The following is a 15,541-nucleotide window of genomic DNA, read 5'->3' as shown; positions in this document are numbered from 1 at the left end:
TAATGTAATATATCAACAAAAAAGAATGAGTGACGAAAAGGAGTGACGAAAACAATAAAAAACAAGTTTAAAACAAGATTATTGAAAATATAAATATTGATTTACAGGTGCTTACGTATTTTAGTAAGATAAATCTGGGATTAATAACCCTGATGTCACGGGTTCAACTCCCGTCTTCGCTACGCATAAACCCTTAAACATCAACTGTTTAATGGTTTTTTATTTAGTAAAAAAACGTCAAAAGCACTTCTAGAAAATTATAACATCTTAGACATAATTAGTTAGTATTCCGTTACATAATTTGGGCAACCAAAACACTTAACATTCAGATCAAATTGATAAGTCAAAGACAATTCGTAGATCCCACCTGTCTTTCCAATTTTTGACGTACTAAAGTCGTGAGACAAACCAAATTTTAAATGTTCGTATTGTAGTCCTGCAAAAACATTCAATGAAGTTACAAGATGACTATCTTTCGCTTTTGTCCCTGGATTTGTTGCCGCTGATAAACCAAAAAATACATTTCTAAACATTATTGAGGATCCAAGGTCTAAGCGATTATACTCTCCCTGATTCATATAATTTGCAGTAAGGAGGAATTTCGTTTCGTATGGAAAAAACGCTACATCTAAATAATCAACGACTAGAAATTGATATCCTGCGCTTGCAGACAAAAACATATTTAGCGGGATATTTTTATCGGCTACAAACGAGATGTTAGGTTTATTAAGATGTTTTAATGAAAGTCCAAACCAAGAGTTTTCATTGTTCACAACCATTCCAGCTGTAAAGTCAAAAAAATTGAATCTATCATTTATCAACGTTGGATCAATGGTGGTAGGATTTATAATCCCTGATCCAATATTAATCTGGTCCCCTAATAATAAATTACTAAAACCGAAAGATTTTGTACCAAATCCGATCTCGATTGCAGGTCTAAAAAACCAATTTTCATTTAGTGTAACTCGATAAGCATAATTAACATTGAACTGAGTAAAGCTATATTTTGTGTTATTCTCCCTGTGATTTAGAATACTAAAACCCACACCACTATTAGCCTTTTCGCTCCATGTATTAATGAAAGCGTAATCAGTATTAATTTTCAACTCTAAATCTGGCCATTGTGATCTGTGTATTACACCTGCATATGTAGTTTCTAAAAATCCAGAAAAACCGGGGTTAAGTGTTTCTGGGATTAAAAAGTATTGCGTAAAGATGGGGTCCTGCGCTTTTACTTCTGAGAAAAAGAGGCAAGAAAATATCGCTAATAGTATTTTAAATTTCATTTCTATTTTATTTTATGAGTACAAATGCACCTTGATCCTTTATCATTTTTCCATAAAATGTTTTACCACTTATTTTATAGTAATAATTACCATTCTCAGCTTCTTTATTGTTTATTTTACCATCCCATCCTCTAATATTATCCCCTAATTCTGAATAAATTAGTGCTCCCCATGTATCATAAACAGCAAATTGGATTTCGTTTAGTCCCAAAAATTCAGGAGCATAGTAATCGTTAAAACCATCATCATTAGGCGTAAAAGCTGTTGGAGGAATTAATTTGTAGCCTTTATCTATTATTAAAGTGACATTACTATTGTATACGCATCCAAAAGGGTAAGTTACAGTTTGACGCACGACATAAGAGGCTTCTTTTTTATAGCTATGAATTGGATTTTCTTCATTCGAAAAAGTACCATCTCCAAAATCCCAAGAAACATTAGTATAATCTCCAGTTGCAGTATTAAAAAACTGAATGGGATCTTCGATTGAATAAAATCCATATGTTTTGTAAGCAATTGAATTTGAATTAAACGATGGCGTTCCCAACTCAGGAATCGCAACGTTAAAAGTATACGTAGCGCTACATCCCCTAGAATCTATAGCATTCAGAACAATTAATCCATTTTGAGAGGTTTCCATGTTTTCATTATTTGGTCCACTAACAGTTCCGCTTGACCATACAAATTGATAAGGAGGAATTCCACCAGTAGTTTTGGCGATAAATGATTGGTTAACTACTTTAGTTACACAATCAAAATTAGTTACAGTTTCAACTTTCACAACGATTGGAGCTGGTCGCAATATAACGTAGCTTGCAGAAGCCGTGCAATTTCTAGCATCTTTTACAGTTACTAAATAATTACCAGCTGGAATAGTATTTAAATCCTCAGTGATTGAGCCATTTGACCAGGAGTATGTGAAAGGAGGAGTTCCCCCAGAAACTAGCAAGTTGATTGCTCCACTATTAGCATCATTACAATCTAGGGCGTTAGTTAAGTTTGCATCTAAAACTAATTTTTGCGGTTCAATTATGATAAAGGTTCTTACTATTTCGCAAGGAGTTCCATCAATTATCGTAGCCGTATAAGTTCCAGCTTTAAGATTATTTCGAGTAGTGCCTGATAAACTACCATCACTCCACACTAATTTTAAAGTGGGTTTTCCTCCTGCTAAATTTAACTTTATACTTCCATCATTTGCTCCAAAGCAAGAAATTTGGGTGACAAGTGGGTTTACGGTAAAAATAGGAGGGCTTGGTATATTAATTATCTTAGATTTTGTACATCCAGAATCATCAGTCACAGTAATGGTGTAATCGCCAGGAGCTAAATTATTTTGATTCAAACCAACTGCTAAATTAGCCCATTGAACTTGGTAAGGCGCATTTCCACCAGAAATAGTAACCGCTATTGTTGCATCATCATCTCCGTAACATACTATTGCTGTGGTAACCGCATTAATCAATATTTCTGTTGACTGGGTTAGATTAACTGATAAATTTTTGTTACATCCTAAATCATCTGTTACGGTTAAATTATAAGTACCTGATTTGAGATTAGTCAAATTTTGATTTGTACTTGCAAAACCATTTGGCCCAGACCACAAATACTTATAATCAATAGCAAAAGTCCCTCCTGTAGCATCAATATCGATGGATCCACTTGATGCACCATAGCACTCTATATTATTTTTACTCACTAACGAAACTACTAAAATAGGAGGTTCAGTTATTGAAAAACTAGCGGTTACTGGAGTGCAGCTGTTGGCATCGGAAACGGTTACTACATAATTTCCTGCACTAAGATTTGAAATGTCATCTGCACCAGCATAAGGATTTCCATCTTTTGTCCATGTATAGCTGTAGTTCCCTACTCCACCTTGGGCAGTTATTGCAATTGCTCCGTTTGCACTTCCAAAACAAGAAATATTTGCTGTAGTGTCAGTTGTTATTGTAATAGGTGCTGGTCCATTTATAGTGTAAACGTTTACAACAGGACATCCCCCAGCATCATTGATTGAAAGTGTATAAAGTCCAGGAGCAAGAGCGCTTATCGAAGGATCTGTTGACGTAAAACTATTTGGCCCCGACCACGAAAACAAATAAGGAGCTCCTGTAGAAAAAGTAATTCCACCAGTGCTGCTAGTAGTTATAGAACCATTATTTACCCCAAAACAAGTGCTATCTGTTTTTACAGCATTAGGATTTGTTGCCGGGTTTACTGTAACCATAATTGTAAATGCGGTTCCTACACATGAACCTGTGGTAGGCATAACGGTATAAACTACCGTTGCCACTGAAGTTGTACTGTTTGTTAAAGTCTGACTGATAACATTTTGTGCTGCTGTGGCTGCGGATACACCAGTAACAGATCCGCTTGGAATAATTGTGGGGTTTGACCAAGTATAAGTAGTTCCAGTTGGCACAATATTTCCAGAAGTATTAGTAGGTACTATTGTAAATGTAGCACCACTACATATTGTTGCAATTTCAGATGTAATGGAAGCTTTTGGACTTACTATTATTTGAGCAACATTAGAAGTTATAACTCCGCATCCCGCCACTAACGAAGGAAAAGTCACGATACAATAATAATAGTTTGTTCCAATGACAGCAGTTAAAGGTTGAAATGTAGCCCCATTAGCAGAAGCTATTGAAGTTCCTCCAACATTAGAATTTGAAGTATTAATGTACCATTGATATTGAGCAGTTCCCGTACCATTAGTATAAGCAACACTTAATGGTTGAGTTGATTGTCCCAAACAGATTGTACTCGACACAGGTTGCGCTGTGAAAATTGGTGCCGCTGCAGTTGTAACTAAAGCAGTTGCACTAGTAACTGCGCATCCTGCAAATCCATTTTGAGTAATTACATAATAATATTTTGTTCCTACAGTTGTCGTTAGCGGGGAATAAATACTACTTATAGCACCGATTATTATAGTTCCTCCCGTTGCATTATTTGTCAAATTACTATACCATTGATAGGAATATGTTCCACTTCCTCCAGACATTGTAACGGATAAATCAGTAGCTGTTGCATTTTTACAAACGGTTTGGGAGTTTAAAGGTTGTGTTGTAATTGTTGGATCATTATCTATAATTATTTCAGCAACTGAACTAGTAATGTTTCCACAACTTGTTCCACTAAAAGTTATTGTAACATAATAAAAATACGAACTTGCCAAGGTAAAAATTGGGGGAGTATAAGTCGAATTTGTCGCCCCCGAAATTGAAGTTCCACCAGTATTTGAATTAGTTGTATTTATAAACCATTGATATGACGGTGTTCCTGTCCCCCCTGAATAAGATACTGCTAATGGATTATTTATAGTAGCTCCAACACATAGATTTTGACTTACTAAAGGCTGAGTGATTATATTTGCCGAATTTACTACAGTAAGCGAAGCAGTAGCCGATGTTAAACTAGAACAACCACCAGAAGTCAAAGTAATAATGCAGTAATAATAAGTCTTACCAATTGCAGAAGCAAGAGGTGAATAAGCAGGGTTTGTCTCCCCAGATATTGCAGTTCCAGTTGTTGTGTTATTTAAAGTATTAGAATACCACTGATACGTTGGCGCCCCAGAAGAATTATTTAAAGCTATGCTAAGAATTGCTGGAGTTCCGCCAATACATAATGTGCTTGAAGTAGGTTGTGTTACTATACTAGGTCCTGGATTTATTGTAATAACATAGTTTACTGCTGTTCCAGCACATCCATTTAATGTTGGTGTAATAACATAAGTTACCGTTCCGGCTGTTGCACGAGTATTTACTATAGTTTGTGATGGAATTGTATTTGTTATACCCGAAGGAACAAAACCAGTTATTCCTGATGTTGCTGTTCCGGTCCAACTGTAAGTGGTTCCAGTCAAACTAGAGGTTAAGTTAATTGCCGAACTAGCTGTTCCTGAGCAAATATTTTGAACTAAAGGAGCTATAGTTAAAGTAGGAACATCGCTGATTGTAAAGTCTTTTGTGAAATTAACTGAATATCCACATTCGTTTTTAACAATTAAAGCAACTGTATGCGTACCAGAAATAGCATAACTAATTGCAGTAGGATTTTCATCAGTTGAAGAGGCAGGTAATCCTCCAGAAAAACTCCAATCATAGGTAAGTGTTCCTGTTAATGGAGTGCAAGAATTAATTATTGCAGTAGGGTTAATTGTTGCAGTACCGCAATAATTTGAAAGTATTCCATTTATTGCAGAAATTATTGGAGGCTTTTTTACCGTAACCGTTTTTGTAGTAACAAAATCCCCACAGGAATTCGTAGCAGTTAGTTTTATAGTATAAGTTCCTGGCTCGGTAAAATTATAAGAAGCATCTGTGGTAGTTTGATTCGCTATTGGAGCTATACTTGTTCCACAATAAGCAGATGCATAAGTTACGCTCCAAACATAGGTGGGAGGAGTACAACTACTAACAATTAAAGGAGTAGTATTAGTAGCCACAACAGAGAGTGCACTACCACTACCGTTTGCAATACAACCCGAAGCTGTATTTAATTTGAAATTGGGTGCCAAAGGAGGTTCGATGCAGATTGTTTTGGTTTTGATATCAAATCCACATCTATTTCCGGTTTTGATAGTTATAGTATATGTTCCAGGTAAAGTAAAATTTACACATAAGTTATTTGAACCTGACAACCACAAACTTGAATCTGCTGATGAAAAATCATTACCTAGCGAGCTACCTCCAATTAATGTATAACCATTTGAAGGAAATATAGACCACACGATCATTGCACTTGAGCAGGTATTACTAATAACCTGATTACCTAATGATGTATTTGTAAAACAAATTTGTTTATTAATACACCCTGTAAGTGTTCCACTAAAATCAGCTTTTGGATTTTCAGAAACGTAAATAGGAACAACTCCTACAGAAGATGTACTACACGGATTTGTTGCCACAATATTTGCAGAGAATGAATTTGGATATGAATTACTCCCATCAGAACTTGTCGTACCACAAGATGATTTCACAAATGTATGGGTAACATTTGGTGGTGGTGGATGATTAAAAATTCTAGGTGCTGAACCGTCATTAAATGTAACTGTATATATTGTTCCAGGTGGATTATTATCAGTTCCAGTTATTGGAAAAGTTAATGACTCTGCATTACATATATCTGTATTTCCTGGATTTCCTAATGACACTGCTGGATTTGAACCAACAAAAACTATGTAATTTTTAACAACATCACATCCGTTGCTACTTTTTACAGTGTAGACCATATTCCATAAACCCACCGAATATGTGTGCGTCATAATTGACCATGTTGTCCCATTAAAATCAGGAGAGCCATCGCCCCAACTTATTGTGTAGTTTGTATTTGAAGGCGAGGTTAATGATGTATTTGTAAAGGTAAATATAGATGCGAAATTATTACATTGTCTAAAAACTGCCGTTCCACCAAAACTTGAGCCTGATCCCGTTCCACTCATATTAGCATTAGCTTGAGGGTTAACAATGATTCTAGATGTCTGTCCTAAACCAGTAATAATTTGGGGTATAGCTGAAGAGTCTGTTACACTTTCCAAAACATAATTAAACGTTCCAGCACTAGTCGTTGTAACAGGTATAATTATTGAACCATTAGTACCTGTTGTTACTGCTGTTTGCAAAACACCATTAATAGTATATGTAAACGTGTAAGGAGCAGTTCCTCCATTACCAGTCAAAGTAACTGTTGTACTTGTTGCATTTTGACAAACTGATGTTGCGTTAGCTTCAATAGTCGCTGAAGGCGGTGCTAATACAACTGCAAGGCTGTCTAAATCTTTTCCAGGATCTATATAACTAACATTTGAAACTTTTGCACTTAACGGGTTAATTGACAATAGTAAAACAAATAAAAATACAATTGAGTAAAGTTTTTTCATAATCATATTTTTAAGACTAATATATATTAACCTAATTCCCTTATTTGGAAAAAGATAGATTTGCCAAATATAGAGTATTAGTCTTAATTAATTTTATGATTTCTTTCACACTTTTATTCTTAATATGTTAATTTCATTAACAATTATTTCGTAGTCGTATTTTTATAGTCAAATGAATAGAATAATAATCAATTCCATTAATAAATACGAAAAAACCTGCTAAAAAGCAGGTTTTTTTTAAATATTCATTCACAATATTATTGAGCAAATTCTAGACTTTTCAATTTATTCCAACCACCACGTGTGAAATCTGGGATTTCAACTGGTGCAGAATTATTATCAAGAGATTTCTCAGTTAATGGTGCTAGACAAGACCATTCTGCTAGATCGTAAACATCCATATCTAATGGCAATCCATTTTGTAAACAATAAATTAAACGGTAATCCATGATAAAATCCATACCACCGTGTCCACCTACTTTTTTCGCTTTTTCTTCAATACCTTTAACGATAGGATGCTTGTATTTTTCCATCAATGCTTTTTTTACCTCTGCCGGAACAAAACTATGCGCATTTAAATTTTCGTGATTCGGCGCTACATCGTTTCCGATAGCTTTTGAATCTAATGCATAACCTTCTGTTGGGTATTTATTAGCAAAACCTTTAGTTCCACTCAATTGATACATGCGGCTATAAGGACGAGGTGAAGTTACATCATGTTGGATTTGAATAGTTTTTCCTTTTTCGGTACGAATCATTGTCATAGTGTGATCACCATTTCTAAAGTCTTTCACATCTTCACCCGTTTTTTCTTTAATGTACGCCGGATTTCCAACTGCCTTAGTATCCATAGAAACCAAGTAGTTCATTTTGTCACCACGGTGAATGTTTAATGCTTGACAAGCAGGTCCCATTCCGTGTGTCGCGTAAACATCTCCACGATGTTTCTTGTTGTAATCCATTCTCCAATTCCCTTGGTATGCTCCCCAAAATGGTTGCAAACCGTGAATATAAGCTCCTTCAGCATGAAGAATTTCTCCAAACAAACCTTGTTGAGCCATATTTAATGTAGTTAATTCGAAGAAATCGTACACACAGTTTTCTAACATCATACAGTGCTTACGAGTTTTTTCAGAAGTGTTTACCAAATCCCAAATCTCCTTCATTGTCATCGCTCCAGGAACCTCGATGGCTACGTTTTTACCATCTTTCATTGCTTGAACTCCCATTTCTGCATGGTGTTTCCAATCTGTTGCAATATATATAAGATCCACATTAGGCAGCTTAGTAACTTGACGCCATCCTTCTTCACCAAAAAACTCTTGAGCTTTAGGTAAACCAGCCTTTTCTAAAATTTTATTAGCTGATTTTGCTCTGTCTTCTAATAAATCACAAAGTGCTACAATTTCGACACCTGGAATATGTGTCATGCGCTCAACAGCACCTGGACCACGCATACCCAAACCAATAAATGCTACGCGAACTGTAGGTATTGGATCAATTGCTAAACGCAAAACATCTGTTTGTCCTTTAGCACGTTTCGGTGTTGGGGTTTTAATCATTTGGGCAGACATATTAGCCCATCCTACAAATAGACACGCTATTAGTAAAAATTTAGAAATACTACTTCTCATGTTTAATTAATTTAGTTTGTAATTTTTATTACGGCGCTTTATGCGCATTATTTTTTATATTTATCTATCAAAACCTTTACTGAGGTAATGTATTGAAATCAATATTTGGCTTTCTATTCGTGAGCGGTCTTGTGAATAAACTACCTTTAATTGTGAATTCATTGTAAAAACCACCGTTTTTTAAATAAAAAGCATCTTTCTTTGTACCTCCTGAATAATCCATTCTGTAACCTTGCTCTGCCGTATTATCAGCAGAAAATCGAGCCGTATTCAGTTCATTCCAATTTCCTTTCTCGTCACAAAACCATTGATTATTGAATTCGACCATTCGAGACAAATCACCTTGTTCTGGAATAAAATTTTCTAAAAACGAATGAAAACGCTTTAAATAGGTATTCGTTTGCGGACGACTGAAACTTGCTATCAATTTCCATTCGCTAGTTTCAGGAGCAAAAAAATAAGCCGTATACGTTGTTGAATTATTACCTTCTGGTTTACCCCTTAATAGAAACTTATAAGTATTTCCCGCTATCCAATTATATTTAAAATAACTTTGACCGCCTGAACCTTCATTACCAAATTCTCCCGTTGTGACATTCACCCCTTTTTTTAATAATTTTATTTTATGAGACTCAGGAATACTTTTAGGGTCATCCGTAGTAAAAGGACTCCATACAGAAAACAAAACTCTTCGTTCTGTAGCTGAATTAACTTGAATTCCAAAATAACCTTCGCCAAAACCATTAGCCATAAAATAAGAACCTATTTTATCTTGCCCTACAGGCACAGTCAATTCATTGTAATACCATTCGGCATTTACTGTGTCTGGTACTTGATAATTTAAGTGAACTGATGCTCCACGCCTACCCCAATGATAAAAACCTCCTTCATTGTTAGGGACGTATGAAATTTTACCATCAAATTTAGCACTGCTAACTACTAAACGATTTATAGCGGGAAAGCTTTTTTCAGTTTTATTTAATCCTTTAATTACGACTGCTATATAACCTTCACTTTTAATTTCCCAAGTTCCCACAACAATTGCTTTTTTTGCAGAAGATGAGTCTAATTTTATTCTTTTAGATATATTGTTAATTGAAAATTCTAGTTCAGATTTTCCAGTAATAAGGACAGAATCGGCAATTGAAATTTCGAATTTACCTGGTTTAGAAACTCTGAAATAAACAGTGAAATATTCCTGTGGATTGGTCCAATTCTCTATACCATTATCTGTAATCGTTCTGTTTCCTTCACTACGTTTCGAACTATACGCGTTACCCGCTAAAGGTATTGATATTTGTGCTTTTTGCTTGCTATCATTATCTTTCTTTACCAAGTATTCATTGCTAGTAGCGCATGCGGCTAATGCAAGTAATAAATAAAAACAAATGAATTTAAAGTATTTCATTCTATATTAAAAATAAATTATTACAAAATTCACTAAGTATTTTAATAATCCCCCTAATTCAATAGAGGGATTATCAATAAATAGTATGTGTTACGGATTTTGGGTTAAGGTACCAGGATACGCATTAATTTCAGATTGTGGAATATATTGTACCACTCTTAAACTAGTTGCTGGATAATCAACCATCGGTGTATGTGGACCTGGATAACGACGCGTCATCGTTTGACCATTTCTATAAACATCATAACCTCTGTGAGCTTCAAAAGCCAACTCTAATTGACGTTCTTCATCTATTAATGTCGAAGCATTAGTAGCTGTCAAAGCTGTATAACCACCGCCAATAATTGATCTTTCTCTAATTAGATTTAGATTAATTTTTGCATTTTGATAGTCTCCTTTTTTAGCATAAGCCTCAGCTAAGTTCATGTAAATTTCTCCTAACCTAGAAATAATAGGAGAGTTTAAATGAGAATCATTATTTTGTAAAGAGGCTTTTGTTATATAATACATTGGATACACACGATTCAATAGCATCATAAAATCTTTCTCTCCTACATATGTTTTACCTTCATAATTAATTGAATATTTGTTTTCAGCTGCATCTACTACTGTTAAATTATATTTTACATTCGATATGGTGATAAAAAAAGAACCATCGCTATTTGTTTCTAGCGGTTGTTGCAAATAATTAAAACCCATTTGTACGCCGCCATTATCTTTTAAATCGTAAATAAATCGAAAGGCTTGAGTTTTATTATTTGTAGCATTAGTTACATATTGAGGATCAATAAATGCCCAACGTGCATCATTTTTTTTACCTGCTTTACGCAATAAATCTAAATACTCACCACTTGCATACATTTCGCCCCAACCTTGACCTTGAATATTAGCATACATCCCACCTATTCCATAAAAGTGATCAAATCCCGAGAACTCTGAAGCTACACGCTTCACTGCAAAAATTGTCTCTTTCTGTGCTGCATCATCTGGAGCATAGGTATTGTATTTCATGAAATCTGACCTACTCAATAAATTATATCTTCCACTAGAAATCACTTTATTTGAATACTCAATTGAAAGATCAACATATTGTTGATTTGGATTTGCGTAAGTACCACTCATGTACAAGTAAATTCTTGAAAGCATGGCTTGAGCAGCTTCTTTTGTAGCGTAAGCAGCATTTCTATTTTCCGTCATCAATGCTTCTCCTTTTTTTAAGTCACTAATAGCTTGCTCATAAGTCGCTTTCACGGTAGCACGATCTGGAAGTTGCAAATTATCAATATCATCCGGCATACCGTTTACGACAGGAACTCCTAAATTAGATTCAGGAGAATCATAATATGGTCTTCCATAAGCACGACTCAAGTAAAAATAAATCATTCCTCTTAAATAGTACGCCTCACCTAATTTCTGATCGATTTGACTACTTTCTCCTTCTTTAATAATTTTTATTAAGTCACTTGATTGGGATATAATTTTATAACTATTGTTCCAGAAAACAGATAATCTATCATTATTAGGAATATGCTGGTAGGATATAAAGGAGTAAAATGAATCAGTAGAAGTACCTCTAATCATAATATTATCACCAGGGTATTCACCAATTCGATGCATTATATCTGACCAACCTTTTAACTGTGCGTAACAACCATTTAGAAGCACATCAACTGAAGCCTCTTTATCTGCAAGGATTTTATCTTCAGTGTACGAATTAAAGGGTTCTCTATCCAACTCACATGAAGTTAGGAATGAAACGGATAGTATTAATATAAATATTTTTTTCATGATTTTTGTTTAAAGTGAAACATTAAGTCCTAATACAATTCTACGAGTTTGAGGATAAACTGATGTAGCTACTCCCGTAATCTGTCCATTTGCTGGTGGAATTTCAGGATCAACTCCAGAAAAATCTGAAATTGTAAATACATTTTCTGCAGACATGAACAATCTAATACTTGTTGAATTCAGTGCCTTGATAGCAGGTAAATTATATCCTAAAGTTATATTCCTCATTTTCAAGTAAGATCCATTTTCAAGAAAACGAGATGATGATTTGTTTGAGTTACTGGAGTTATTGTAAGATACCTGAGGATGCGTAGCGATGTCTCCAGGTTTCTCCCATCTACTCCAGCCACTTTGTAAATTCATTTGATTACGATCTGTATAAGCTCCGTCTGAGTCAAACTCAGCTCTCGCATAATTATAAATCTCACCTCCTACGGAGTAACTAAAAACAGCTGATAAATCAAAATCGCGATAAACAAGATTTGTAGAAAAGCCTCCAAAGAAATCAGGTGTATAAGCTCCTATCACAATGGGATCTTTAGCTGCTTCACTATAACTAAACGTCTTAACACGTTCGCCCGCTGCATTCGTTTCAAACCACTGTGGCTTTCCAGTTTGTGCATCTACTCCTGCCCATTCTGGCAAATACCATGAATCTACATCTAAACCAGGTTTTAATAATTTAGAAGCTGATCCAGCAATACCACTCCCATCACCTACTATTATTTGACTTCTTGTTCCATATAAGCTTGAAACCTTGTTTTTATTGAATCCTATATTGGCTTCAACTGACCATTTTAAATTATCACTATCAATTAAATCCGCTGAAACAGTGGCTTCAAAACCTTTATTATTAACTGCTCCTACATTTTTCCAAATACTTGTAACTCCAATCACACCCGGTAATGGAACTTGATAAAGTAAATCAGATGTATCTTTATCATAATAATCTAATGTTAAATTATATCTTTTTAAGAAAGAAATGTCCAATCCTAATCCAGTGGTAAATGTTTTTTCCCAACTTAAATCTGGATTAGATATTTGAGAGATGAGTGCTCCTGGATTTTCATTGTATCCAGTAGTTAAAGAATATAATGCTTGATGAGGATACAAGCTATTAGGTCGATTCCCTACAGAACCATAACTAGCTCTAAGTTTTAAATTCGTAATGTAATCAGCTTTAAAAAACTCTTCATTATGTACATTCCATCCACCACTTACCGAAAAGAAATTTCCGTATTGTGCATTTGGACCAAAGTTTGAAGCACCATCTCTTCTAATTGAAAACTGTCCTAAATAACGATTATCATATGAATAATTGGTATTTGTTAATAATGACTGAACAGCCCATTGTGATCTATTTCCTTTAACTTTTTCCGGTACAGAAGCTACATCTGTTACAATAAAACCAGGTGCAATTCCAGTTGCAATTCCACTAGTATATTTCGAATTATATTCATTCCATTCATATCCAGCGATTGAGTTGAGAGAATGCTTTCCAAAAGATTTATTAAATTTGAAAAGTTGATTTGTGTACGCTCTATTATAAGATGAAGCATCTTGCTGAATTCTTCCTTGCACTGCTAATCCGCTTGAAGAACGTGGATCTGAATAATACATAGATTCTCCGGTAGAAAAAATATAATTATTAGTAGAAGTAAATGTTAACCAATCTGTAAGTTTAACATCAAAATCAAAGTTACTTCTTATGTCATAAGTTTGAGACTCTCCATAATTCCACTGCAAATCGTACAAATAATTAGAACCTGTAGTGTTTACCCATGTTGGATTTGGTGAATTACCTACTAATGAACCATCTGCTAGATACGGACTATCCCACGGCATATTACCATACATTGCGCCAACAGAATGTTGCTTATCTAATACATCTTTTCTTGTTGCATTTACCTGTGGACGAATTGTTAACCAGTCATTCAATTTATAATTTATTTTAAGCAATAAATTATAACGATTAAAATCATAGCCTTTAACCGCTCCTTTTTCATCATATACTCCTAATGAAACATAAGTTTTAAAGTTTTCACCACCTCCACTTATTGATAAGTTGTTATCTCTTACTAGTCCAGTTCTTGTTGCATTATCCCACCAGTCAAAGTTTTGATCTCTTAATGCGGGAGTCCACCAAGAATTAGTAGAAAATTGAGTTTTATTAGAAAACGAATCGTACAAATCATATAATTCAGCACTGTTCATTATTTTAAAATTACCAGTGCTGAGCGTTGTTGCAGCCATTTTTGAAGAAAAATTTATAACTGCTTTACCGTTTTTACCGTTTTTAGTAGTTACGACAATAACACCATTAGCTCCTTGAGACCCATAAACAGCTGTAGAAGCGGCATCTTTAAGAACAGTCATCGTTTCAATATCAGATGGATTAACATTACTTGAACCTGATCCTACAATTACACCATCAACAACCCATAAAGGATCTGTACTTCCGTTCACAGTACTCTTCCCACGAATAACAATTTTAGCCGTTCCACCTGGTTGTCCTGAACCTGTGTTCACAGAAACTCCTGTAGCCTTACCTGCTAATAAGTTTTCGACAGAGGACGTTGTTGCATCTACTAATTTTTTATTATCTAAAGTCTGTAAGGAGCCTGTTAAACTTTCTTTTTTTACACGGCTGTATCCCATAACAACAACCTCCTCTAATTTCTGCCCTGTTTCGTTCAAGACGATCTTCATTGGAGTATTCTTAACCGTTACTTCCTGATCCTCCATGCCTAAAAATGAAATAACTAGCAAATTTACATCGTTAGGAATATCAAGTGTGAACGAACCATCAACATTTGTTTGAGTTGAAATTTTAGTTCCTTTTGCAATAATGTTAGCTCCGGGCAATGTCTCACCATTTTTATCAAATACGGTACCACTTACCCTCCTTTGAGCTTGCTCAAATTTGACATTTAACTCATTGTTCCTATTTGAAATTAAGTGGTTGTTATCCATATTAATTTCTTTTCCATACATTTTATTTTCAGCTGAAATAGCTGAAAATGGGATGGCCATAGTCAATAAAGAAAGACTCGTTAACCTAACAGCGCTTTGCTTAAATGCAATTCCCCATAAATTGATAGGTTTACTTTTTTTTAATAAATTCATACTTGTTAATCGTTTTTGGTTAATAAATTCTCTTTTTTTAATCTATAATAATTCGTACTACTTGCGTAGAGATTATTACGTCCTGGTGGTTGATATTACTATAAAATTCATGAAAACTTCGCTCCAATTTCCATCGTTATTATCTATTAATATTTACAATATCGAATAAATAAAAAACTGTGTACGAGCACAAAAAATAAAAAATAGATACTTTTTTTCTTATAAAAATAAAGTTGCACAATTACTCCGAGGAAATTAATTTAAAGTAGCAATCTCAAAGTAGATCTTAACAATCTCTTACAATTTGTGTTAAACGCTTCGTCTATCTTAAAAAATATAATAAGGGTAAATATATCCCTATTAATTAAAATGCAAAAATTTAAACTTCAAAAGTTAATAAAATAAG

Annotated in this window: 6 protein-coding genes; all 6 read right to left on the bottom strand. The window is 34.4% G+C overall.

All coding sequences use genetic code 11. From position 1 onward, the window contains the following. Nucleotides 1-281: 281 nt before the first annotated feature. Nucleotides 282-1,286: a PorP/SprF family type IX secretion system membrane protein gene (locus BC961_RS11355; RefSeq protein WP_121925971.1), complete on the bottom strand. Its 1,005-nt coding sequence runs from the start codon at nt 1,284-1,286 to the stop codon at nt 282-284. Between the two features lie 7 nt (nt 1,287-1,293). Continuing rightward, the gene (locus BC961_RS11350) at nt 1,294-7,179 is read right to left on the bottom strand and encodes a PKD domain-containing protein (protein WP_170151312.1); all 5,886 of its coding nucleotides are present in this window, start codon (nt 7,177-7,179) and stop codon (nt 1,294-1,296) included. A 257-nt stretch (nt 7,180-7,436) separates the two neighbouring features. Next, the gene (locus BC961_RS11345; RefSeq protein WP_394345448.1) at nt 7,437-8,753 is read right to left on the bottom strand and encodes a Gfo/Idh/MocA family protein; all 1,317 of its coding nucleotides are present in this window, start codon (nt 8,751-8,753) and stop codon (nt 7,437-7,439) included. Nucleotides 8,754-8,889: 136 nt separating this feature from the next. Beyond that, nucleotides 8,890-10,221, bottom strand: coding sequence for a DUF3472 domain-containing protein (locus BC961_RS11340; protein WP_121925968.1), 1,332 nt, complete (start codon nt 10,219-10,221; stop codon nt 8,890-8,892). A 90-nt stretch (nt 10,222-10,311) separates the two neighbouring features. After that, the gene (locus BC961_RS11335; protein WP_121925967.1) at nt 10,312-12,009 is read right to left on the bottom strand and encodes a RagB/SusD family nutrient uptake outer membrane protein; all 1,698 of its coding nucleotides are present in this window, start codon (nt 12,007-12,009) and stop codon (nt 10,312-10,314) included. Nucleotides 12,010-12,018: 9 nt separating this feature from the next. After that, nucleotides 12,019-15,135: a SusC/RagA family TonB-linked outer membrane protein gene (locus BC961_RS11330; protein WP_245980906.1), complete on the bottom strand. Its 3,117-nt coding sequence runs from the start codon at nt 15,133-15,135 to the stop codon at nt 12,019-12,021. Nucleotides 15,136-15,541 lie beyond the last annotated feature (406 nt).

Source organism: Flavobacterium weaverense (assembly GCF_003688495.1).
In the GTDB taxonomy this organism is placed as follows: Bacteria; Bacteroidota; Bacteroidia; order Flavobacteriales; family Flavobacteriaceae; genus Flavobacterium; species Flavobacterium weaverense.
The sequence above is the reverse complement of the archived record's forward strand: the minus strand, read 5'-3'. Positions and strand labels throughout refer to the sequence as shown.